The sequence below is a fragment of the Bartonella alsatica genome, assembly GCF_013388295.1.
GTDB classification, from domain to species: domain Bacteria; phylum Pseudomonadota; class Alphaproteobacteria; order Rhizobiales; family Rhizobiaceae; genus Bartonella; species Bartonella alsatica.
In genome coordinates this window covers 482,501-505,970 of sequence record NZ_CP058235.1, presented here as the reverse complement: position 1 = coordinate 505,970, position 23,470 = coordinate 482,501, and the positions used below count along the sequence as shown (strand labels likewise).

Below are 23,470 nucleotides of genomic sequence, written 5' to 3'. Positions count from 1 at the left end.
AGTGCTTTCAAAACTTTTCTAAGTGATGCTTGGTTTCGTTATAAGCAAGCGATCAAATTACGTCTTTGAAACTAGTGTACCTATGGGGTGAATCCTGCAATCAGAACAATGGGCTGTGTGTATAAGGCGATCGGGAACAAAGTAAGAAAGCTTTTTTCTAAATATGGTGGGTCTTTGAAGGAAATAATGAATTGGTCACCACTTTATTTGGTGTGTAGCAAATTGGAGGCTTCTTACACTATAGAAGAGGAATAAGAGAGAATGTTAAAGAAGAATTTTTTATCAACTGCAATGATTTTATCTTTTGGTGGATTAGGGGTTGGAGTATTTGCTTCTAATGTAAGTGCTGGGACAGTTGCTCGTGTAACAACAGGTCATGTAATTTTACGCACAGGTCCAGCTATAACTTATAAAGCTATTGCAACAATCCCAACTGGCGCAAAAGTGTTAATTAATGGCTGTCTCTCCAATAAGAATTGGTGCTCACTTTACTATAATGGAAGAGCTGGTTGGACGTCTGCGCATTATTTAAATGTTAAAAACGTCCCTATAATTTCTTTTGCACCTATGCGTATGGAGCTAAACTCTATGATAAAAGCACAGCAGGGAAAAATGAAGCGAAATAACGCTGGTTTTAAGACAATTACTGTACCTCAAAAAATGCAAAAAAAAGTGCAAAAACTGTACAGAACAGATGTGATTATCGATTCAACAGGTGTAAAAAAAAGGGATGAACGGACAATTTTAAATCCCTCACCGAAGACGCATGATGTATCTGTAAAACACGTGACTGCTTATAATCCTTTTTTTCCTGATAGCGTCAATTTCAGAAACTTTGAACGCAATGAAAACCGTTATCGTATTGTAACATATCCTGCTCAATAAAGAAACCAGTACCACCTATGATCTTCTTTTCAAGGAACTGGTTATAAGGGTAGACACTGTTATTGAGATGGCAGGAAAAAAATACAGTAGCGTGAGGCATGTTGCTTTTTATTTAAGTCGCTGACTTAGGTCTTATTAAATTACGAGAAATAAGTAATTCAGCAATTTGAACTGCATTTAATGCTGCACCTTTTCTTAAATTGTCAGCAACAATCCAGAAAGCTAAACCATTTTCAACAGTGATATCTTCACGAACACGGCTAATAAATGTGTCATCTTCACCAGTTCCTTCATAAGGAGTTATGTAGCCACCATCTTCGTGTTTATCAATAAGCTGGCATCCAGGCGCATTGCGTAAAAGTTCCTGTGCTTCATGGGCACTTAGAGGTTTTTCAAATTCGACATGCACGGCTTCAGCATGACCGATAAAGACGGGAACCCGAACAGCAGTGGCTGTTAATTTAATTTTAGGATCAAGAATTTTTTTCGTTTCAACCATCATTTTCCATTCTTCTTTCGTATAACCGTCTTCCATGAAAACATCGATATGGGGAATGACATTAAAAGCAATACGTTTGGTGAATTTCTTTGATGTAATTGGATCTGCAACAAAAACTGCCCGTGATTGTTCAAAGAGTTCATCCATCCCTTCTTTACCAGCTCCTGAAACCGATTGATAAGTGGACACAACAACGCGTTTGATGATAGCAGCATCATGGAGAGGTTTTAAAGCTAAGACAAGTTGAATTGTGGAACAATTGGGGTTGGCTATAATATTGCGCTTGGAAAATCCTCCAATGGCTTGTGCATTAACTTCTGGGACAATCAAAGGGATACTGGAATCGTAACGCCAAGTGGATGAGTTATCAATCACGACACAATTAGCCGCACTGATTTTAGGGGCATATTCTTTGGAAATTTTTCCCCCTGCAGACATCAGGCATAGGTCTATATCGGAAAAATCGTACGTATCAAGTGCTTTTACTTTTAAAGTTTTTTCACCATAAGAAACAGTTTGCCCTAATGAGCGTCGTGATGCTAAAGGAATTATTTCGTGAGCAGGAAAACCGCGTTCTTCCAGAATTGTTAGCATTTCACGACCAACATTTCCGGTTGCGCCGACAACTGCAACTTTAAAACTCATTTTTCCATACTCCTGTCCTTCTCCATTTTGTTTCCTAGGCAAACCCTATGAGAGGGTACATTAGCCAGGTTATATTAAATCATATTGTTGTTGATGTCAGAGGTTTCATTTTCGTGGACATTAATTCTGACCTACAACAAATATGAGTTGGGTCATTTTGAATGTACTATCCTCTTGATCTTTAAGAGTTGAGAAAGCTTAGATATTTTATGCCAAGCCGTATGAATATTTCTTTGACAGTATCTCAATCTAGAGAAGTGCTTATCTTCTGTCAATTGTTTCTCTTGAGATGTTTGAGTTTTAAACAATTGCATCACGCATTGCTTACGTTGGTAAATTTTTTTCATTAAAGGTTATTAAAGGCGTTCATTTAAAGGACATTCACTGAAATTATGAAAATGTGGTGGTGTTTTCACGCTAATCAGGAATTAACCGCAAGATTGCCATCTGTTTTTTGGGTTTAAGCACTCTGAAACCTTTTAAAAGCAGATATTCGGTTTTGCTCGCTATTCGATCATCATGACAATCTGGGGTATCTTTTTTTGTTGAAATATCAGTATAAAAAAGGAATAGGAACATCCAATAATATCAGCGATTTCCTTTAAGCGTCCTGCTAACACCGATTCAATCCTTTTTCGTATTTTGGGATTTGTTGAAAGGTTACACCTAAGTGGTTGTCTAATTGTTTTTGAGAAAATTCCATAACGTTTTTTCTGAAGCGAATTTTTTTACTTACAGAAATATCATTAAAATGTAGATTTTTGGTTTGCACCTTATCTTTCCGCCGGTAGCGAGCACCCTCGCATTGATATTCCAGAGTTTGGAAACACTGAATTCGAATCAGCCTCTTGCTTTTAGTGCTTATAGCACTTGGACATAAAAACAGCTCCCGGAAATTCCGAGAAATCCGCTAAGCAGATTAATTTTCATGTTCGAGTGTTTCAGGCTTCCAGATCCTATTGAAGGCTGCGTATAAGGTCAAAACTATTGGTTAATTCGTAGATCAATTTCCTTAAATCGTTAATTTGAATTAAAACAGTTGTCTTTGTTGGTTTTTCTCAAATTAAAGTGCAATTGTTATAATGCCTTTTTTGATGAGATTTAAATTAATTTCTCCATCCTTTTTACTTCCAATAGAAGTACTGTTTTTAAGATCATGATTTCTGTAAGCGTTTAGAAGAAGTTGAGCGGATAAAAGTTTCTCAATTTGAGTTTAAAATGTGCAAGTGGTGAAAGCTCACATGGTCTTTGAAATATTCTACTAGATTTGTTTTTATGGTTTACTGTTTTTAGAACCTCGGCCATACTGGCTTCAATTCAATGTTTGAAATCATTTGAATTTTTGTATTATCTTTTCTATAAAATTTTGACTTAAGAGATAGATCTATTGCTAGAAATGCCCGGAATTTCTAAAAACACATTGATGGCAGTTAAATGCTTTACACTACGATTAAAATGTCGCTTGCTATATTTGGGCTAATTCTGTTTGATTGACAAGGCATAAAATTTCAAAAATCAAGATGCAAAGTTTAAGAAATGCTTTTTAGTCAAACCCAATTTAAATTATTTTCTTGTCAAGATTACTAACACATTTTGAATGACTACAATTTATTTTTTTCAAAAACATGATTGATACTGCTATAAACATTATCTTTCAGTACAGATATAAGGTACATTTATGCATATAAAAAATGCAATGTCGTTTTTGCTTTGTTTTAGTTTTTTTGCACTAACTTAAGTGTAAAGTTAAATTGAATCTTCAGAATAGAGTTTTCCTAATGATCCTATGAAGTAATACACAAGTGGTAGCTAAGTGGAGTACTTCAGGAAAACTCAATCTATAAATTAGTGAGGGGAGAAATTTGTTCTTGGAAGTGAGGAGGAGGGCAAGCTCTGTGGGTAATACATGGGTAATAAAGCCATCTTTAACCTCTCCTGTTTGCTATCGATTTGATATAATTTTTCATTACATAAATTAACGTTATACACGAACAATGTAACCAATAATAATTACATTGTGCATTGTAAATGCTAATTTTTATTATTTTTATTCACTTTTCTCTATAAGGAATAGAAGGAGTATTTTCGTATTCAGGAGCAAAAAAAATTTTGAGAAAAGAGTCAATATGTTTTTTAATGAATTGTTTTATACAAAAGCAACACAACATTGGACGTTGCTAGATTATAATAATGGTAATGTTTTTTACGGAACGACTTTTCTGAAACAGCTTAATATTGAAAAAATTACATGAACAAAGGAATATTTCTTGCGGGCCGACTATTTTAAAAGTTCGCTACAAAAGAAAAATTGAACGAAAATATTTCTTATTGCATTGCTTTTTCATTGTGCCGCAAAGGACGGGCTTCAGAGGGGAGCATAATAGGAATACCGTCACGGATAGGATAGGCAAGTTTTGCTTTGAGCGAAATTAATTCTTGTGTTTTTCGATTCAGAGACAGTGTTCCTCCAGTGATTGGACAGATAAGCAATTCAAGCATTTTAGGGTCGGTAAACATTTTTTTCATGTTTTAACATTCATTAGTTTAATTGATAATGCATTCCTGTTTGCTTCATGAGTGAGCGCTCAGTTAAAGCGAGAAGAGTTTGGGCGCGACTTCCGATATCTGGAGCTTCGAGCAGAGCTTGTTTTTCTTCTGGTGTAAATGGGATAAGGGTTGAAAAAGCATTCACTAATGTAGACGTGGGTGTTTGTAAGATATTGCTCCAATTGTATTCTATTTTATGTATGGTGAGATATTGCTCAACAATGTTTAAGAGGTTTGTTCGATTAATGCTTTCTGAAATGTCTGGTTCTTGTAGGTCTTTTGTGTTTGATTGGATAATAGCAATCCGATAAGGTTTTGTATTCACGAGTTCTTGTTCTACGGTGAAGCGGCAAACTCCTTGCAATATAATAAATAGTTGCCCACTTCCTGTTTCGTTATAGTTCGTAATGCGTCCTATACAGCCTGTTTTGTAAAGTTGTGTGGAGAAGCGATCTATACCTGATGAAAGGGGTTGAATGATACCTAACAAACGATTGGATATCATAGCGTCTTCAACCATTTCGAGAGCTTGTGGTTCAAAAATATTGAGCGATAAAAAACCACCTGGCAATAAAAGCGCTCCCTCTAAGGGAAACAGAGCAATTTGTTTTGGTAGATCGTTTTCACAATTATAATGAATATTGCCAGCTTTCATGAGTATTTTGGAACCTTTATCCGATTGAAGTTTGATGCGTAAATAGCTATAGTTTATGATACTACTTAACGGCAAAAAAGACTATTCCCTATATATATTAAAATGACATCTCTTCATATCCTTGCATATTTACTGTTAGAAAGTATCAAACTTTGTAGCTATGATTGAACCGCGCAAGATAAGATATTGTTTTTTGAACCTTTTAGTCTGTATTCTCAAGTGGTATTTTTGTTTTTGGCCTTTTGTAATTTCTTTTTTCCTTGTTTATTGAACTGCTCATCCCTAATGTTTTTAATTCTTAAAACCCGATATTATAAGTCCTTTAAAACAGCCTATGCAAGTATAAAATTAGAGCTCTTCAGTCATTTTGCTGATGACAGTATGAAAAAGATAGTTTATAGGTCAACAAATGTCGGAAAGAGCATTGTTGCTTCTTTCATTCTTTTGCGGGAGAGTGCAGACTGCAAACTTTCGCACCTGCCGCCGAAGGGGAAAACAGCCCATAATCTCTCAGGCTCGGAGGACCGTAAAAGGAGGAAGACAGATCTGGAAAGTCGGGAAAGCCCGCACCGAAGGTGTAAGCAAAAGCTTTTTTTTGCGAATCTCTCAGGTTTATGACAGAAGGGTGCAGAGATGATCACATCGTGTGGTCGTTAGCACGACTTCGGAGATATTATGGGCATAGTGCAGAAATTTGAAACATCTTCTTTTAAAATACTTCCCTTATATGAATTACATGAAAAAGCTGGAGCGAAATTTGGCGCTTTTGCTGGTTGGCAAATGCCTTTGACTTATCCACTTGGTGTTATGAAAGAGCATCTTCATACGCGTGCTCACGCAGGTCTTTTTGATATTTCTCATATGAAATTGATTGCTGTTGAAGGACCACAAGCTACTGAATTTTTATCGTATGCCCTCCCTGTTGATGCCGCGCTGTTAAAGATTGGTCAATCACGCTATAATTATTTGCTTAATGAGCAAGCTGGTATTCTTGATGATCTTATCATTACCCGTTTGGCAGAATGCCGTTTTATACTGGTTGCGAATGCTAGTAATGCGCAAGCTGATGTTGCTGAACTTCAGAAACGTTCTGTTGGTTTTGAGTGTCAAATAATTGCTCTTGAGAGAGTGTTGCTTGCTCTCCAAGGTCCACAGGCTGCAGATGTTATTGCTGATGCTGGGTTACCTGGTAATGAGCTGTTGTTTATGCAAGGATTTGAACCACAACAGGATTGGTTCATGACGCGTTCTGGTTATACAGGGGAAGATGGTTTTGAAATTGCTCTCCCTATAGAGCAAGCGCATACATTGGCTTTAAAATTGTTGAGCGATCCTCGTGTTGAGTGGGTGGGGCTTGCCGCACGCGACAGTCTTCGGTTAGAAGCAGGGTTATGTCTGCATGGAAATGATATTACATCTGATACTACGCCCATTGAAGCAGCACTGACATGGGCGGTTCCCAAGAATGTTCGAGAAAAAGCGCGGTTTTATGGGGCAAAAGCTTTTCTTGAAGCTGTTCAGAAAGGACCTTCTCGTTGTCGTGTTGGTTTAAAACCGCAAACACGCCAACCTATTCGTTCAGGGGCGGTGCTTCTTGATGATAAAGGTAATCAGATTGGGAGGGTAACATCAGGCGGTTTTGGTCCTTCTTTTGATGGTCCTGTAGCGATGGGATATGTTCCTGTTGATTGGAAAGCTGAAGGAACGGAAGTTTTTACGGAGTTGCGTGGCAAAAGGATTGCACTGTCTGTCCATTCACTTCCTTTTGTTGAACAACGTTATTTTAAAGGATAATTTTTATGTCTAAAACTTATTTTACACAAGATCATGAATGGCTCAGTGTTGAAGGAGAAGTGGTTACTGTTGGGATCACAAATTATGCTCAAGAGCAATTAGGTGATTTGGTTTTTGTTGATTTGCCGAGAAGTGGAATACAGCTTTCTAAAGGGGATGCTGCTGCTGTTGTGGAATCGGTGAAAGCGGCTTCAGATGTTTATGCACCTCTTGATGGTGAAGTGGTTGAAATTAATGAAGCTTTGGCAAATAGTCCTGAACTAGTAAATCAGAAAGCCGAAAAAGAAGGTTGGCTCTGGAAAATGACATTGCAGGATGCAACGCAACTTGAAGGGTTGCTGGATGAAGCTGCTTATAAAGCATTGATTGGATGAGTCTATGCAAGAACGTCATTTTTTTTCTCGCCATATTGGACTTCGTCCTAATGAAACACAAAAAATGCTTGATGTTTTAAAGCTTGATTCCCTTGATGCACTTATTTCTCAAGCTGTTCCGCACTCTATTCATTTGGGGCGTTCACTTAATCTTCCAAAGGCAGTTAGTGAAAGGGAAGCCTTGGAAGAACTCTCCAAGATAATGGGGCGTAACCATGTGCATAAAAGTTTTATTGGGCAGGGGTATCATGGAACAGATGTACCTCCCGTTATTTTGCGCAATCTTTTTGAAAATCCTGCTTGGTATACTGCTTATACCCCCTATCAAGCAGAAATTAGTCAAGGCCGTTTAGAGCTTTTATTTTATTTTCAGACATTAGTAAGTGAACTCACCGGTTTGCCGGTTGCGGCGGCTTCACTTCTTGATGAAGCCACAGCTTTAGCAGAAGCCAATGCGGTAGCTGTACGCTTTGCACGTGAGAAAAGAACAAAAATTTCTATTCAAAGTTTTTTGCATCCCCAGACTTTGAGTGTTGCGCAAACGCGTGCTGAAACACAAGGTATTTACATTGACGAAAAGGGCGGAATTTGTTTTGATACAGCTGCAATTGTTTTATCTTGGCCAGATACAAAAGGTTATTTTAATGATTACACCGAAGTCATCAAGGAGGCAAAGGAAAAAGGAGCGTTGGTGATCGTTGTTGCAGATCCTTTGGCGCTTACCCTTATGGAACCACCAGCTCAGTGGGGCGCTGATATTGTTGTTGGTTCTATGCAACGTTATGGGGTTCCAATGGGATTTGGTGGTCCTCATGCTGGTTATCTTGCGGTAAATGATTCTTTAACACGCTTTATTCCAGGACGTATTGTTGGTCAATCAGTGGATACGAAAGGGCGTGTTGGTTTTCGTTTAGCATTGCAAACACGTGAACAACATATTCGACGCGATAAAGCGACGTCAAATATTTGTACAGCACAGGCTTTGTTAGCGAATATGGCAACAGCTTACGCTATTTGGCATGGGCCGCAAGGTTTACAAGAAATCGCTCGGCGGATTCATCATTTAACATGCCGCTTTGTTGGTGGTTTAGAGGCAGCCGGAATTCATTGTGAAGGCAAATACTTTTTTGATTGTATAAGTATTTTCGTTAAAGGAAGAGCTCAAGAAATTGCTCGTCAAGCGAAAATGGGTGGGCGCCTTGTACGTGTTATTGATGATGATAGAATTGCAATCAATTTTGATGAATTGTCAACAGAAGAAGATGCTTGTGCTTTGGCACAGCTTTTGGGCGCACAATTAGTTGATCAGGTTTCTTTTCGGCTTTTAGGGAAAGGCCGTGATGCTGCTTTTCTTTCACAACCATTTTTCCATGCGATTCACTCAGAGACAGATATGATGCGCTTTTTGAGGCGTTTATCGGATAAGGATTTAGCATTGGACCGAACAATGATTCCGCTTGGTTCTTGTACAATGAAGCTTAATGCAGCAGCTGAATTAATGCCTGTGAGTTGGCCAACGGTAGCTAATATACATCCCTTTGTTCCGCAGGAGGATACTGTCGGTTATCAGGAAATGATTCATCAGTTAAATGCTTGGTTGTGTGAAATCACAGGGTTTGTTCAAGTTTCTTTCCAGCCTAATTCTGGGGCTCAAGGTGAATATGCGGGGCTTTTGGCGATACGTCGATATCATCAATCGTGTGGGGAACATCAACGTAATATTTGTCTTATTCCTGCATCGGCACATGGGACTAATCCAGCTTCAGCCCATATGGCAGGTATGGAAGTTGTTTTTGTGAAATGCTTAAGTGATGGTGATGTTGATATTGATGACCTCAAAATGAAGGTGCAATTGCATAGCGATAAGTTAGCTGCTTTAATGATTACTTATCCTTCGACGCATGGTGTTTATGAGGAAGGTATTAAGGACATTTGTTCTCTTATCCATGAAAATGGAGGACAAGTCTATTTTGATGGTGCTAATTTAAATGCGCTTGTAGGACTTGCTCGTCCTGCAGATATTGGGGCGGATGTTTGTCATATGAACCTTCATAAAACATTTGCTATTCCCCATGGTGGTGGTGGTCCTGGCGTAGGTCCAATTGGGGTAGCAGCGCATCTAAAGCCATTTTTACCAGGTCATGAAAAAGATAAAACAACACATGCGGTTTCTGCTGCTCCTTACGGAAGTGCATCTATTCTTGTTATTACATGGATGTATATTCGGATGATGGGCGCTGATGGCTTGAAATATGCAACACAAACGGCAATTTTGAATGCTAATTATATTGCTGCGCGTCTTTCACAGGCTTATTCTATTCTTTATCGAGGCAAACATGGACGTGTTGCTCACGAATGTATTGTGGATACACGCGTGTTGAAAGAACAATATGGGGTGAGTGTTGATGATATTGCAAAACGTTTGATTGATTATGGATTTCATGCACCAACAATGTCTTTTCCAGTACCTGGAACTTTGATGATTGAGCCAACAGAATCAGAGCCTAAAGCAGAGATTGACCGTTTCTGTGATGCTTTACTCTCTATTGCTGAAGAAGCTAAAAAAGTTGGTGAAGGGGTTTGGCCAAAAGAAGATAATCCGTTAGTAAATGCACCACATACATTGGTAGACACTTTAGATGATGCTTGGGCACGACCTTATTCACGGCAAGAGGCTGCTTTTCCCAATTCCTCTGTTGAACCAGAAGATAAATATTGGCCTCCTGTTTCCCGTATTGATAATGTTGCAGGAGACAGAACACTTATTTGTTCCTGTCCTCCATTGAAAAATACGTACTAAATTTATTTGTTTTCATTGACGAGAAAAGCCCATACAGAATGTGTGGGTTTTTTGAATCAGCCATTATTAATTTGAGTGATATTGTTTTTAGTTTTTATTTATATTCGTTTTATTATTGGTACTTAAAAAAATACTAATTAATGATTTCCATTATTTTTTTTAAAATTTTCATGGACAATATTGATAAATAGAATGTTGGATAGGAACCATTGATATACAAGAGTATATGGTTAATTGTCGTAAAGAATTTTATAAAAAGGCTGATAAGGTTGCTGTTCTAACTATCATGATGTTTTCCCTATTTCATTTTTTAGTGGTTCTAAATGTAAATACGTTTATAACGGGGACCAATAGAAGTTAGAATTTCGTGAGGAATGGTTTTGGCATCTGCGGAAACTTTTTCAAGTGTCTGGTATGTTCCAATGAGTTCTACCCAATCACCTCTTTGAGGCTTTGCATGTTTAAGGTCAGTAGCGTCAACGATTATGGAATCCATAGAAACTCGTCCAACAATGGGTAGTTTGTATCCGTTGAAATAAACGGTACCTTTATTAGAAAGAGCGCGCAACCAACCATCTGCATAGCCTATAGAAATGGTTATGAGATAACTTGGTCTACGGGTAATGAAGCTACCTCCATAACCGACAGGTCGTCCTGCATCAATAGAACGACTTTGAATGATTTGGGCTTCAAGTTTTAAAACAGGTTTGAGAGATGTTGTTTTTTTTTCATGGGGATTAATTCCGTAAAGTGCAATGCCAGGACGAACAAGATCAAAATGAAAATCTGGACCCAGAAAAATACCTCCAGAATTAGCAAAGGAAACTTTACAGGTAGGTAGTTGTCCAAGCGCAGTTTTAAAAGCAGTTAATTGAGCATAATTGGATGAATGTGTATTATCATCTCCGTTAGCGAGGTGACTAATAATATATTTTATTTCTGCTTTTTCGAAAAGAGTGGGCTGTTTAATCAGTTGTTTTAGCTCTTCCTGATCAAGTCCTAATCGGTTCATATTGGTATCAATTTGAATGACTGCTGGAAATCTTTTGCTTTTTTTTTGACAAAGTGTTTGCCAACTTTCGATGGCTTGCCAAGAATTAAGGACAGGAACAAGTCCAGCTTGCGCTGTGAATTCTTCTGCATTGGGTGGAATATCATTAAGAAGGAATAGGGTGGTGTTTGATGGTAAAATGTCTTTTAATTGAAGTGCTTCTTTAATTTGGGATACAAAAAAAGTACGGCAGCCAGCTTGATAAAGTGCAGGAGCGATTTTATCAGCACCTAGTCCATAAGCATTTGCTTTCAAAACAGCTGAACATTCTGTTGGTGCAACGCGTTGGGCTAAAGTGGTATAATTAGCAGCTATGGCACTAACATCGATGGTTGCTACAGCTGTATAAGGAAAGAATGCATTTGTTTCATCATTACTGGACTTGTTCATTTCAAAATCTTCTCTCGAGTCAGTGAGACACGAAATTCCCTTTGACTATTTCATATAGTTTTCTGTGATATATGGCAAAGAGGTGCGTATTGTTTGTTATTGTCAAAATCATGAGCATTTTACATTGAATTATATATCATCAAAGCAATCTTTTAAGGTAAAATGCTTATTTTGAGTATAATCAATAGAAATTTTACTCTCTATTTGTATTTTTATGAACACGTAATTTATTTAATGATTGGTAAGGCTTAGATTTTTGTGTTTTACTTAACTCTTTTTGTTTGAAGCATTAAAAAACAAAGGCTAAGTTGTAGCATTATATCATTCATAGTGAAATCAGAAATAGAATCAAAAGCTCTTTTGGCGACATTAGATTATAAAATGTGATTTTAATAAACTTAACTTTATTTGTATCAATGAAGGGAGAAATTCATCATTAATTGGAGAATCAAAAAATGTTATTCGTTTTTAATAAGCTCACTAAGCTACACTGTTATTGCTGGTAGGGTTGTTCTTGTTGGACATGTATAGCTTGTTCATTTGGGATTTGATAATTTATCTTGCTTTGAGCAAATTAGTAAAAATAGAGAAGCGAGTTTTCATTATTACGGGACAAACCAGTTTTTTTTAAACGGGAATGGTGGATATAAGGCATTTATTTCGTTAATTACTCTCTTTGGAAGTTTATAGATTGGAAGAGTCATCAATGTTATTATTTCAATCTTGAAGGCTTTGGAAAGCAATGTCGTATCGGAGTTCCATGGAAAACGGGCCATCAGTACAGATTAGATATTTTTAAAAATGAAAATTTGGTTTCTGCTATCATAACAAATTTAAAAGAAGATGGTGCAAAAACTATTATAGATGTTACTAGAGTTTCAAAAACATTTGATAAATTTTATAATTCTCTTAGTTTCGTTGGAAACTATTCCTAAAGGGTTTGGCAATTTACGTTTCATTTTATGATAGGTACGCAGAGTTCAGTCTTTAGAGCTCCTATAGACGATAATACAATCAAAGTAAAAGAAGCACCCAACTTACAGAGATTGCAATAATTCCTATGTAGTTCGAATTGTCTATAGTGATGATACTTGCATTAATAAATACTGTAAGCAATTTTGGAGTGATAGCGTCATCTCATGCATATGAAGTTGCTCTTGGTTAATGGGAAAGATTTAAATGCGAAAAGTCTTTCTGATGTGTTGAAAGCAGTTGATTTTATTGTTGTTCGTTCCAAAGATGGTTATTGGGTGTCTTATATTTATTTCTCATAAACTGGTTTATTTAAGCAGAAATCGAATTTTATTGACCACTGAGCATCTTATAGTTCATCTGTTCATGTTAATAATAGGGATAACAGAGATCAATGGGAGAATACAAAATACCAGTAATATGTGTTTGGTGGTTATCGCTGGAAAGTCTATCAAAACGCATTAAAAACGAGTTATTGATCTACTTTCTGATATTGCTAATATTTGTTTACTAGTAAGAACGTAAGCATAAATTGAGCGGTATTATTAAGTGATTTTGTGTTTGAAAATTTGTTCTGAAACGTCCTATTTTACTTTGATAAAGACGTGAATAGTAGTGGATGTTATGTATTGTGTTGAATGTAGACACATTGCTGTTTCATTGTTATGGATTTGATTGAGTAGGAGCATATTTGCGTAGAATATTATACTTATTGTTTGGATGATCCTTTAAAGATGCCTGTGTTATATTTTCTTTTTTTGCTAACAACGGTAATGCAATGTAGTGTTCTTTACAGGTTTTTTCTTTAGCTTTTGTTTAGACTGTGGGGTCGTTTCTGTTTCATTCAAGGTACAGATATAATTCAGGGTTTTATATTTTTTGATTGCAAAGTTTAAAAGTTTTTTGGGAAGAGGGATTTATTGATGTTGATAGGTTAATTATAAAAATAATGTATTGGTGAGCTTTTCTCAAGTATTGTAGCGTAATTGTCAAATAATAATCAGAAAAACTAATTTATTGGGGATTTTATTAAGAAATTGTAAAATTATCATTAAATAGACATAAGCTTTATTTCTATTATTTAAATATTTTTGATTATAATTTTTGAAAAATTAGAGATTTTTTATATTTTTATAAGCAATGTTTGATATTAATTATGTCTTACAACTTATGAGAATGTTGAGTTTTTTTAATATTCAATATTTTGATGTTTCTATTGGATGATATGAGTTTTGTTCAGTTTTTCTCTTTCGTCTAATTTTGATACAAAAGTGTTAATCTCTTAGTTTGTGTTTTGAGAAAAATATTGGTAGATGGTGATGCAAGTATTATATCAATTTGAAGATTTAACGTTGAATAAAGCTATAGGGAAGCGTTTATGAATACGTCTACTACCAATGTTCAGCCAAACATCAATGGTATTGCATCGAGCTTTCCTATTCCTGAAAATGTGTTTGCTCTTACTGTTCAGGAAGTGTGTCATTATACAGACCGTTTGTTTAAATTTCGTTTGAATCGTCCGAGAAGTTTTCGTTTTCGTTCTGGTGAATTTGTTATGATTGGTTTACCAAATGCAGAAAAACCAATTTATCGTGCTTATTCGATTGCAAGTCCATTTTGGGATGAACAGCTTGAGTTTTTTTCAATCAAAGTTCCTGGGGGACCATTAACCGAGCATCTCCAAAAAATTAAAATTGGTGATACAGTTTTAATGCGTAAGAAATCTACCGGAACATTAGTTCTTGATGCTCTTGTTCCTGGAAAGCGTCTATATCTTCTTTCAACTGGGACTGGGGTTGCACCCTTTGCAAGCCTTGTTCGTGATCCTGAAACTTATGAAAAATTTTCAGAAGTCGTCCTTATTCAAACAACTCGTGAGCGAGATGAACTTGTTTATGCAAAAGATCTTGTTGCCTCTTTACAACAAGATCCATTGATTGGTGAGTATGCACAACAGTTGAAATTTTATCCTATGACTACTCGTGAATTTTCCGAGCATATGGGGCGCATTACAGTTGTTATGGAGAGTGGCACTTTTTTTGAAACGACTGGTCTACCAAAAATTTCTCCTGATGAAGATCGCGTGATGATTTGTGGCTCTATAGCGATGCTAAAAGATTGTGCAAGGATGTGCGAATCTTTTGGTCTTGTTGAGGGCGCTAATAATGCACCTGCTACATATGTTGTGGAGCGAGCTTTTGTCGGATGAGAGAGGATTTTTCTCTTTTTTATCTGGAAAATGATATTTTTTAAAAGAAGTGTTTATCCAAAATTACTTCTGATCAAGATATGATGATTTGTGGTTCTATGGCGATGCTGAAGGATTATGACAGGAATATATGAGAGGATGGTCTTTTTGAAGGTGTCAATAATGCATCTGCACCTTCATGTTGCGGAGCGTGCTTTTGGAAGGATGAGAGGATAGCTCTGTTGTTGCATGTGCTAATGTGCTGATCATGTTTTAATCACTTGCTGCAATAAGCTGTTTTGGGTGCTATCCAAGAACCCCCAACGCAAAAGACGTTAGAAAGCTGAGCCATTGCACCGTGTTTTTTGTAATGCCGCCTGTTGGGCAAAATCGGATTTCAGATAAAGGAGATGCTAGGGTTTGGACAAAGGTTATACTTCCTGTTGTTTCAGCAGGAAAAAATTTAAAATATGAATAATCTTTGTTCCATGTTTGCATTAATTTATTTGGTTTCATTGCTTTGGGAAGAAAAGAGATTTCACTATTTTTGCACAATCAATCAATTTATTGATAATCCGGGGTTTACGATAAATTTTGCTCCTGTGTATTCGGCTTGTTTATTATAATGGATAATGTTGAGAATTCTTCCTGCTCCAACAATTGCTTTGGATGCTTTTTGTCTTATTGCTTTTATTGTATTGTACGCATAGGAGAGCGCAATGTGATCTCAATTATTTTCAATCCATCTTTGACAAGAGCACCAGTTAAGGATACTACACTTTTGTAGATTGTCAATGCTCAAAACAGGTACGATGGTTTGTTCTTTGGACAGTGATAAAAGGTCATCTATTTCTGGCACGCATGATTTTTCTCTAAGAGATGATATTGTTTATAGTCTGAGTAAGCACAATGTGTTAAATGTTAAAGCATAGATGAATAAATCTTGAAATTGAATGAAACCCGCGTTATGGCAAAACACATGGAAAAAAAAATTAGAGTTGCTGCTATTTATTGCTTCGCGGATTTGAAGCATTATCGTAAATTACAAAAGCCTTTGCAGGATTTATGTCAAGCAAAGGATATCAGAGGTACCCTTCTTTTAGCACAAGAGGGTATTAATGGGACTGTTGCAGGATCTTGGGCTGCTATTGAAACATTAGTGGATTTTATTAAAGCTGAACCAGCGTTTCAAATACCAGAAATTAAGTACTCATGGGCATCAAAAATGCCTTTTCGGCGTATGAAAGTACGATTGAAAAGAGAAATTGTAACAATGGGAGTTGAAGGTGTTGATCCGTTAAAGGTTGTTGGGACTTATGTTGATCCTAAGGATTGGAATGCCCTTATTCAAGATGAAGAGACAATTTTAATTGATACGCGTAACGATTATGAATATGCTATTGGGAGCTTTCAAGGAGCAATTGATCCGCATATTAAGACATTTCGTGAATTTCCTGCATGGATACTCAAGCATGAAGCTGATTTAAAGAAGAAGAAGAAAATTGCTATGTTTTGTACAGGCGGTATTCGTTGTGAAAAATCAACAGCTTATGTTCGTGAACTTGGCTATGAACAGGTTTACCATTTAAAAGGTGGGATTCTGAAATATTTGGAAATAATTCCAAAAGAAGAAAGTTTGTGGTGGGGAGAGTGCTTTGTTTTTGATGAGCGTGTTTCTGTTAAACATGGTCTTGAAGAATGTGAGCGCGAGTTATGTCGTGCATGTCGTTTTCCTCTTAATGCTGAGAGCAAATTGTCTCCTCATTATGAAGAAGGTGTTTCGTGTGATGCTTGTTATAGTATGCGCAGTGAAGTTGATAGGCAACGTTTTCGCGAACGCCATAGGCAATTTCAATTATCAAAATTGCGTACGATTGATTCCCATCAAGAGTCCTAAAGACATTGTATTTTAGTATTTAAAATTTTAACTTTTTTCTTGTGAAGAGAGAAGAATTTGCAGTGCCAATGGGAAAGTATTTTAGCAGGTGGAGCATCGTTCTGTCTTTTGTTAGCTGTGAAATTTAAGTTATTGACTTATAAATTAAGTCATTTCTGCCTATTTTGATCAGGCGTCTTTAATCTTGTGGTATTTGGCTAATTTTAATACTTTTAATTTTGAATCAGTAAAAATGCTTTCATTGATAGTTTAATGGCGAAAATAGTCTAAAGGACGGACGTGTGACTTGAAAATTAGTTTTCAAAATAAAATATACGATGAACGGGCTATTTAAGTGCAGGAGCAAGTTTATTGTGGGGTAGGTAGTAGGTAAATATGATGATGACTGATTTATTATTTCATAAACATAAGGATAATGGAGCTATAAGAGTACTATTATCAGTATTCTTATGATGAGATGCACGAACTGTACTATGGATTAATAGCTGCAACTTTCCAACAAGAAGTTCACACACAGAGATTTTTAAAAACAAAGTTGTGAATTCGTAACACAATGATGTGGGGATCTTATAAAGGCTGTAAGCTATTAAAGAAGATAAAGAGACTTAGTTTGTTAGGGAGATGTTGTTTTTTTACATCATCTTGTCTTTAAAAATTAAAAAATGTTTAAAACAAAAAAAATAATTGAAATAAATAAGAATTCGTTTTATATAACTTTTTGCCCAAAGTCGCACGTGCCTGTGGGTGTCCGCTGGTTCTCAAATGGTGAGATTAACCGGTACGGTACCTGGAACTAACCGCTCCAGTCATTCTTACGGCCAACCGAAGGGTGAGGACATCTTGAAGCAACGACGGTGCGGGCCTTTCTGGTGTCTTCCAGCAAAAATGCTGGGATAACTATAGAGGCACACCTCATTGCCTTCAGTGCGGAAGTGGTTTTCTCATTCCAATCAAAAAGGCAGAAAAAGATAGGACAACGCATTTTCTGCGGTGTTCTTTCGTTACATGCAATGTTAGTTCTTCCTGATTATTAAAGTAATCGGAGTGCTAATGCTAGCTATGTGTATTTTGTCCTTTGGCTATTGGCGGCTCTGTGCTGTCCAGGCATAGAGTAGGGATTTTATTCCCTTGGGAGAATTGGTAGATGGCGACGCAACGTATTCGCGATTTTCTTGCGACACATTGTTTTGAAGGTCCATGCTTAGTTGTTGATCTTGATGTTGTTCGTGAAAATTATTTAAATTTTCAAAAAGCTCTTCCGCAATCTCGTATTTTTTACGCGATAAAAGCAAATCCAGCTCCTGAGATTTTGAATTTACTTGCTTCTTTAGGCTCGTCTTTTGATGCGGCTTCTGTTGCTGAAATTGAAATGGCTTTAAAAGCGGGAGCAACACCTGAGCGTATTTCTTTTGGAAATACTATTAAAAAAGAGCGCGATATTGCGCGTGCATATGCACTTGGTATTTCACTTTACGCGGTTGATTGTATTGAAGAGGTTGAAAAAATTGCGCGTGCTGCTCCAGGAGTTCGCGTTTTTTGCCGAGTTCTTACCGACGGAAAAGGCGCGGATTGGCCATTGTCACGTAAGTTTGGTTGTGTTCCTGCTATGGCGGTTGATGTGTTGCGTCGGGCACATCAATTAGGCTTGAAAGCGTATGGTGTTTCTTTTCATGTGGGATCTCAGCAGACGGATCTTAGCGCATGGGATCGTGCTTTATCGGATGCAGCTACAGTTTTTAAACGTTTGGAGCAAGAAGGAATTTCGTTGAAATTAGTTAATATGGGGGGGGGGTTTCCAACACGTTATTTGAAAGATGTTCCTACAGAACAAGTTTACGGTATGGCTGTTTTTGATTCTTTGAAAAAATATTTTGGCAATCGTATTCCTGAAACAATCATTGAACCAGGGCGTGGAATGGTTGGTAATGCTGGTGTTATTCGCACAGAAGTTGTTCTTATATCCAAAAAAGCAGACAATGATAATGTCCGATGGGTTTATCTTGATGTTGGAAAATTTAATGGTCTTGTTGAGACTATGGATGAAGCAATTCGCTATCCTATTGAAACACCTCATGACGATAAAGCAATGGAGCCTTGTATTTTAGCGGGACCGACATGTGATTCTGCAGATGTTCTCTATGAAAAAACACCTTATTTGTTACCTCTATCTCTTACGGTGGGGGATGAGTTGTTGATTCATGGGACTGGTGCTTACACGGCAACTTATGCATCTGTTGCCTTTAATGGTTTTGAGCCTTTGCGATCCTATGTGATTTGAGTCTTTACTTTATGATAACAAAGGGTAGAATAGTAGGGCGTGTAACAAGTATGAATATGATTAATTTTCAAACAAAAGATGGTGCACTTTTTACACTTGCATGCGAACAAGAAGCTGATAAGCCATATCGGGAACAATTACTTGATTTAGCTCTGGGAAAAGGGCGTAAGCGTAAGTCGTCAGAGGCTTTACGTCGGGGCCGGTTGGCTGCGTATGGGCTTTCCTTTGTTGTTAAAAATGCGCTTGGAGAGCTTGTGGGCAGTATACGTCTTTGGCATGTGCGGTTTAACAAAGGGAAAAATGGCATACAGCATGCTTTGCTTTTGGGGCCTCTGGCTGTTTCAGCAGAATATTCTGGTTTGGGCATAGGGTCTGTTCTTATGCAACATGCAATTAGAACGGCAAAAAAATTCGGTTATGGTGCTATTTTACTTGTAGGTGATTGTGCATTTTATCGGCGTTTTGGTTTTTCCAGCAGCTTAACGAAAAATTTAGCGATGCCTGGCCCTTATGAGAAACACCGTTTTCAGGCGCTGGAATTAATACCAGGACATCTTTCTGCATGTCATGGTACTTTAGCTCCTAGTGGAGAACGAGAATATTTGCATCGTTTTCAGCCTCATAAAGTAGCTTGAGAGTTTTATTTTCTAAAAATGGTAATTAAAGGAGTTATCCATTTTTTATTCATGGCAAGGTGTTTTTATGAAATGCAAAGTTTTAGAATAGCTTTATTGTATTGCACGATTTTTTCATTTGCATTTTTTTAATCTTTAATAGTTTCTTTTAATTTTTTGAGGATACTCAGTGTTTTACTGTGTCTTGGATGATTTTAGTAAGGTTATTGATGTCATCTTTTATCACTAGTTTTTATAGAGCGTTTAGTTGGTTGATGTTGAAAAAAATCTTAATTGAGTAATAAGATATAAGGCGCGAACCAGCAGAAATTGATCAAAAGCTGTTTTGAAATAGTGGTGGTATTTCATAAATTACGATGCTAAAAGGGTTAGTTTTTTATAATTTATGGATGCAACTACAATTATTAAGTTTGTACCTTGAGAATTTTGTAAATTGAAAATGATAATCTATAAATAGAGAAGGATGTATTTAAGTATTTTCTGCTGCGTTAAATGAGGCAAAATATTAGTTCTTAATGGCTTTGAACAAGTTGTGAATGTACATTCTAATAATACGATTGTTTGTTGCTGCGCTTAACAGTTTTGAAGCTAACTGTCATAGAAAGAGAATATAAGCGTTGTTTGGTTTTATACTGTTCGATGTGTTATTATGTTTAGAAAAATAAATAGTTTGAGAATTTTTTACGAATTAAGTTCGTGTTGAAATAGTAATGGTGGGAGAATCTCTTAGTATTGGGATCAAAATTTAGATATCTAGTTTCTTTAGGGCTGAAAACGGTAAATTTATATATTTAAGAGCAGCTTTTCTTTGAAAATAACGTATCGTCACAATACTCTTTGGAGTAAAGATACAAACATTATTCCAATGGTTTTTTCCTGTTATAGGATCAGGAAGCAAAAATCTTATAGAAATAACTAATTTATCTATACAGTATAAGAACTTTAAGTGCTTTAGATAAAATAAGAGCTTTTCATTATAATCTAAAACTGTCCAATTCTTTCATTTATGAAAGGGGAATTTTTGAACATACGCAATTACTTGGTATTTAATGTATTAGTAAGATTTCGCTTAGGAATAATCACTCAGTATCGATGTTGTGACACTGATGTCATCTAAAAAATCATAGGGAATAGGAGAAAACGATTGATGAAAAATAAAGGATACTCCTCAACTTTTTTGAGTTAAATTCAGTGACCTGAAGAGGGATCGGTAAGTGGTGGTGTTTTTTTGAGAAAAATAGTCATGAATGTCAAGACACTAAAAATAATGGTTATTATGAAGAAAATGTCACTAAAAGCCATAACCGTTGCTTGTATGCGTGCCATATTAAAAAGTTGGAGGAGAGCAAGAGCATGTGGATCAAAAGTTGCAGTTTTGAGGTAAAACATAAGCTTTGAAAGCATTTCAGTTACTTGGCTGTTTCCTTGTTGGAGAGTTTCGGCTATTCGCTCATAGTGTAAATCTGTGCGTTTTGTTATAAGAGTGCTGATAATAGCAAGTCCTACCGCACCACCAAGATTACGTGTAAGATTAAAAAGTCCAGAGGCGTTTTGCATTCGTTCTGGTGGAAGTGATCCGAGAGCAATATTGTTGACAGGAACCATGCATAACATAACGGAAGCACCACGGAAAATTTGGGGCCAAAAGAGTTCCTCAAATTCCCAGTTGTCTGTGATGGCGCTAGACATCCAGGTTCCTATTGCAAAACCAAAAAGTCCTATTGCCATCATAAGACGTGCATCAATTCGTGCTGAAAGAAATCCAGCAAGGGGAGCGGTTAATAGCATGATAAATCCCGAAAGAAACAGCGTTTTTCCGATCATTAGAGCATCATAATGGCGAATTTGGCTCAAATAGACAGGATAAAGATATGTGAGTCCGTAAAGACCTATTCCAAGCATAAAAGAAAAAACCGCTGCGGTTGAAAAATTGAAATTGGAAAAAGCTGAAAGATCAACAATTGGTTCTTTTGCAGTAAAAGCACGCCAGAAGAATAAGGCTGCAGACAAAATCATGAGAATGAATAAGTTTAGAATTAAATTGTCATTTAACCAATCATGACGTGCACCTTCTTCTAGAATATATTCCAAAGTTCCTAGAAAAACAGCCATAGAAATGAGGCCTAACCAGTCAAGTTGAGTTATTAAAGAGGGGTTGGCTTTATCGAAATCAATTAATTTCCAAGCGAGAATTGAGATAATAATTCCGCAGGGTACATTGATGAGAAAAAGCCAATGCCATGATGTGATATGACAGAGGTAGCCTCCTACTGTTGGGCCAATAGTAGGTGCTAATGTTGCGACCAGTCCAACGATAGGAGTAACAATTGGGCGTTTGGAAGGGGGAAAAAGTATATAAGAGGCGACAAAAACGCTAGGAATAATTCCTCCACCAATAAAGCCTTGGAGTGCGCGGTATACAATCATCTCTTCAATAGATGTTGCTGTTGCACAAAGGATAGAGGTAATCGTAAATCCGATAGCTGATATGCTAAAGAAAACGCGTGTTGAAAGCATTCTTCCTAAGAATCCAGAAAGGGGCAGCATAATGACTTCAGCGATGAGATAGGAAGTTTGAACCCAGGAAATTTCTTCAGAGCTTGCTGAAAGACCAGCCTGAATTTCAGCTAAGGAAGAGGAAACGATTTGGATATCCAAAATAGCCATGAACATGCCAAAGGCCATGGCAATAAAAACAACGATTTTGCTAATTTCTATACGCTCTTGAGAATGCGTGGTTTCTGGTATGGAAGATATCATAGTAAGATCATTCGTTTTTATTTATTGAGAGATTTTTATTTTGCGGCTTTGTGCGTGTATCAATTTCTACAGAAACACTCATTCCTGCCCGAATACGCCCGCTTTTCAATGCTTCTTCTGGAATAGAGATACGGACTGGAATGCGTTGAACTATCTTAGTAAAATTGCCGGTGGCATTTTGTGGAGGGAGGAGAGAAAAAACAGCTCCTGTGGCAGGTGCAATAGAAAGTACTGTACCTGTAAATACTTCTTTTTTGAAGGCATCAACAGTAATATAAGCTGTTTGGCCAACATGAATATTTTGCAACTGCGTTTCTTTATAGTTTGCTTCAATATAAAGTGCATGCATAGGGACTAATGCTGCTAGACGTTGTCCATTCATAACAAAATCTCCCATTTTCGCTGTTAAATTTCCAATAACACCATCAAATGGAGCCCGTATAATAGTTGAATTGAGATCACGTCGTGCTTTTTCACGCATAAGTTCTAAACTCTTTGTTTGGCTTTCTGTTTCACTTCGTTGTGCTTCTAAAACTTGGATATTTGCTCGTGCTGCGGCTATTTGTGCTTCCGCACGGTTAACATTAGCAATGGCTTGTTCATAAGCTGATTTAGCATTATCAACTTCAGATTGAGGGGCATAACGACTAGCTTTAAGTTCTGTGATGCGTTTTAAGATTAGTTGTGTGTTGGTCGCTACAGCTGAAGCAGCAGCTTTTTGTGCTTGTGCATCATCTAAAGCACTGTGAGCAGCTGTAATTTGTGTATCAATACGTAGAAGAGTTTTTTTTTGTGTGTTAAGACGGGCTTCTGTTTGTTCCAAGGCTATTTGATAATCTCCATTATCTAAGCGGAATAAGACATCGTCTTTTTTTACAATTTGGTTGGCTTTAATAGCAATTTCCTCAATATATCCATTTAATTTAGGAGCAATAGCCGCTATATCTCCTTGTACATAAGCATCTTCAGTAGTAAGCATGTAACGCCAATGTGTTATCCATTTATAGCTAAACCAAAGCACAAAAAGTGCAAGAACAATAAGAAGAGCACTAGTTATTTTCCTTCCTTTTATTCTATTAAAATGTTTATTTGAAACAATT

The 23,470-nt window shown here is 36.8% G+C and carries 16 protein-coding genes and 2 riboswitches (1 of these 18 only partly in view); of the genes, 8 read left to right on the top strand and 8 right to left on the bottom strand.

Features of this window, described 5'->3' with window-relative positions; all coding sequences use genetic code 11:
- Positions 1 to 261: 261 nt before the first annotated feature.
- Complete coding sequence (locus tag HWV54_RS02120; RefSeq protein WP_005864651.1) at positions 262 to 885, top strand: SH3 domain-containing protein; 624 nt, start codon at positions 262 to 264, stop codon at positions 883 to 885.
- A 112-nt stretch (positions 886 to 997) separates the two neighbouring features.
- Here HWV54_RS02120 and HWV54_RS02115 read toward each other — a convergent pair whose 3' ends face one another.
- The 3 genes from HWV54_RS02115 to HWV54_RS02105 form a co-directional block, all read right to left on the bottom strand.
- A complete protein-coding gene (locus HWV54_RS02115) occupies positions 998 to 2,029 on the bottom strand; it encodes an aspartate-semialdehyde dehydrogenase (RefSeq protein WP_005864652.1) in 1,032 nt (343 codons plus the stop codon).
- A gap of 2,325 nt (positions 2,030 to 4,354) precedes the next feature.
- Positions 4,355 to 4,555, bottom strand: a complete 201-nt coding sequence (locus tag HWV54_RS02110) for a Trm112 family protein (RefSeq protein WP_005864656.1) — start codon at positions 4,553 to 4,555, stop codon at positions 4,355 to 4,357.
- A gap of 13 nt (positions 4,556 to 4,568) precedes the next feature.
- Positions 4,569 to 5,231, bottom strand: a complete 663-nt coding sequence (locus HWV54_RS02105) for an LON peptidase substrate-binding domain-containing protein (protein WP_040296358.1) — start codon at positions 5,229 to 5,231, stop codon at positions 4,569 to 4,571.
- Between the two features lie 437 nt (positions 5,232 to 5,668).
- Positions 5,669 to 5,768, top strand: a riboswitch (glycine riboswitch).
- Positions 5,769 to 5,862: riboswitch (glycine riboswitch) on the top strand.
- Positions 5,863 to 5,906: 44 nt separating this feature from the next.
- On the opposite strand from HWV54_RS02105, the gene gcvT reads away from it, so the two are divergent.
- The 3 genes from gcvT to gcvP are packed head-to-tail and all read left to right on the top strand — an operon-like array spanning position 5,907 to position 10,199.
- On the top strand, positions 5,907 to 7,025 hold the full coding sequence (gene gcvT, locus HWV54_RS02100) for a glycine cleavage system aminomethyltransferase GcvT (protein ID WP_005864660.1): 1,119 nt from the start codon (positions 5,907 to 5,909) through the stop codon (positions 7,023 to 7,025).
- Positions 7,026 to 7,030: 5 nt separating this feature from the next.
- Positions 7,031 to 7,399, top strand: a complete 369-nt coding sequence (gene gcvH / locus HWV54_RS02095; RefSeq protein WP_005864662.1) for a glycine cleavage system protein GcvH — start codon at positions 7,031 to 7,033, stop codon at positions 7,397 to 7,399.
- Positions 7,400 to 7,403: 4 nt separating this feature from the next.
- Entirely contained in the window at positions 7,404 to 10,199 is a 2,796-nt protein-coding gene (gene gcvP / locus HWV54_RS02090; protein ID WP_005864664.1) for an aminomethyl-transferring glycine dehydrogenase, read from the top strand.
- Between the two features lie 319 nt (positions 10,200 to 10,518).
- Here gcvP and alr read toward each other — a convergent pair whose 3' ends face one another.
- Complete coding sequence (gene alr / locus HWV54_RS02085) at positions 10,519 to 11,640, bottom strand: alanine racemase (protein WP_005864665.1); 1,122 nt, start codon at positions 11,638 to 11,640, stop codon at positions 10,519 to 10,521.
- Positions 11,641 to 13,990: 2,350 nt separating this feature from the next.
- On the opposite strand from alr, the gene HWV54_RS02080 reads away from it, so the two are divergent.
- A complete protein-coding gene (locus tag HWV54_RS02080; protein WP_005864668.1) occupies positions 13,991 to 14,821 on the top strand; it encodes a ferredoxin--NADP reductase in 831 nt (276 codons plus the stop codon).
- A gap of 285 nt (positions 14,822 to 15,106) precedes the next feature.
- Here the strand turns inward: HWV54_RS02080 and HWV54_RS07145 are convergent, their stop codons facing one another.
- Both HWV54_RS07145 and HWV54_RS07140 read right to left on the bottom strand, forming a co-directional pair.
- Positions 15,107 to 15,298 (bottom strand): hypothetical protein, encoded by a 192-nt coding sequence (locus tag HWV54_RS07145; RefSeq protein WP_280641470.1) that lies wholly within the window; start codon positions 15,296 to 15,298, stop codon positions 15,107 to 15,109.
- Positions 15,299 to 15,359: 61 nt separating this feature from the next.
- The gene (locus HWV54_RS07140) at positions 15,360 to 15,461 is read right to left on the bottom strand and encodes a hypothetical protein (RefSeq protein WP_280641476.1); all 102 of its coding nucleotides are present in this window, start codon (positions 15,459 to 15,461) and stop codon (positions 15,360 to 15,362) included.
- A gap of 318 nt (positions 15,462 to 15,779) precedes the next feature.
- On the opposite strand from HWV54_RS07140, the gene trhO reads away from it, so the two are divergent.
- From trhO to HWV54_RS02060, 3 genes are all read left to right on the top strand, one after another.
- A complete protein-coding gene (gene trhO / locus HWV54_RS02070) occupies positions 15,780 to 16,697 on the top strand; it encodes an oxygen-dependent tRNA uridine(34) hydroxylase TrhO (RefSeq protein WP_040296437.1) in 918 nt (305 codons plus the stop codon).
- A 1,144-nt stretch (positions 16,698 to 17,841) separates the two neighbouring features.
- Positions 17,842 to 18,975, top strand: coding sequence for a type III PLP-dependent enzyme (locus HWV54_RS02065; RefSeq protein ID WP_005864671.1), 1,134 nt, complete (start codon positions 17,842 to 17,844; stop codon positions 18,973 to 18,975).
- A 50-nt stretch (positions 18,976 to 19,025) separates the two neighbouring features.
- Complete coding sequence (locus tag HWV54_RS02060; RefSeq protein WP_040296360.1) at positions 19,026 to 19,610, top strand: GNAT family N-acetyltransferase; 585 nt, start codon at positions 19,026 to 19,028, stop codon at positions 19,608 to 19,610.
- Between the two features lie 1,188 nt (positions 19,611 to 20,798).
- Here the strand turns inward: HWV54_RS02060 and HWV54_RS02055 are convergent.
- The gene (locus HWV54_RS02055) at positions 20,799 to 22,370 is read right to left on the bottom strand and encodes a DHA2 family efflux MFS transporter permease subunit (protein WP_005864674.1); all 1,572 of its coding nucleotides are present in this window, start codon (positions 22,368 to 22,370) and stop codon (positions 20,799 to 20,801) included.
- Positions 22,371 to 22,377: 7 nt separating this feature from the next.
- Positions 22,378 to 23,470 carry the 3' portion of an HlyD family secretion protein gene (locus HWV54_RS02050; RefSeq protein WP_005864676.1) on the bottom strand. It continues 17 nt past the right edge of the window, so 1,093 of the gene's 1,110 nt are visible here — the last part of the coding sequence; its start codon lies off the right edge, out of view; the stop codon is at positions 22,378 to 22,380.

What these genes read in the sequence shown, in the direction of transcription:
- HWV54_RS02120 (WP_005864651.1), top strand. Translation starts at nt 262, where the DNA reads ATGTTAAAGAAGAATTTTTTATCAACTGCAATGATTTTATCTTTTGGT.
- HWV54_RS02115 (WP_005864652.1), bottom strand. Translation starts at nt 2,029, where the DNA reads ATGAGTTTTAAAGTTGCAGTTGTCGGCGCAACCGGAAATGTTGGTCGT.
- HWV54_RS02110 (WP_005864656.1), bottom strand. Translation starts at nt 4,555, where the DNA reads ATGAAAAAAATGTTTACCGACCCTAAAATGCTTGAATTGCTTATCTGT.
- HWV54_RS02105 (WP_040296358.1), bottom strand. Translation starts at nt 5,231, where the DNA reads ATGAAAGCTGGCAATATTCATTATAATTGTGAAAACGATCTACCAAAA.
- gcvT (WP_005864660.1), top strand. Translation starts at nt 5,907, where the DNA reads ATGGGCATAGTGCAGAAATTTGAAACATCTTCTTTTAAAATACTTCCC.
- gcvH (WP_005864662.1), top strand. Translation starts at nt 7,031, where the DNA reads ATGTCTAAAACTTATTTTACACAAGATCATGAATGGCTCAGTGTTGAA.
- gcvP (WP_005864664.1), top strand. Translation starts at nt 7,404, where the DNA reads ATGCAAGAACGTCATTTTTTTTCTCGCCATATTGGACTTCGTCCTAAT.
- alr (WP_005864665.1), bottom strand. Translation starts at nt 11,640, where the DNA reads ATGAACAAGTCCAGTAATGATGAAACAAATGCATTCTTTCCTTATACA.
- HWV54_RS02080 (WP_005864668.1), top strand. Translation starts at nt 13,991, where the DNA reads ATGAATACGTCTACTACCAATGTTCAGCCAAACATCAATGGTATTGCA.
- HWV54_RS07145 (WP_280641470.1), bottom strand. Translation starts at nt 15,298, where the DNA reads ATGCAAACATGGAACAAAGATTATTCATATTTTAAATTTTTTCCTGCT.
- trhO (WP_040296437.1), top strand. Translation starts at nt 15,780, where the DNA reads ATGGAAAAAAAAATTAGAGTTGCTGCTATTTATTGCTTCGCGGATTTG.
- HWV54_RS02065 (WP_005864671.1), top strand. Translation starts at nt 17,842, where the DNA reads ATGGCGACGCAACGTATTCGCGATTTTCTTGCGACACATTGTTTTGAA.
- HWV54_RS02060 (WP_040296360.1), top strand. Translation starts at nt 19,026, where the DNA reads ATGAATATGATTAATTTTCAAACAAAAGATGGTGCACTTTTTACACTT.
- HWV54_RS02055 (WP_005864674.1), bottom strand. Translation starts at nt 22,370, where the DNA reads ATGATATCTTCCATACCAGAAACCACGCATTCTCAAGAGCGTATAGAA.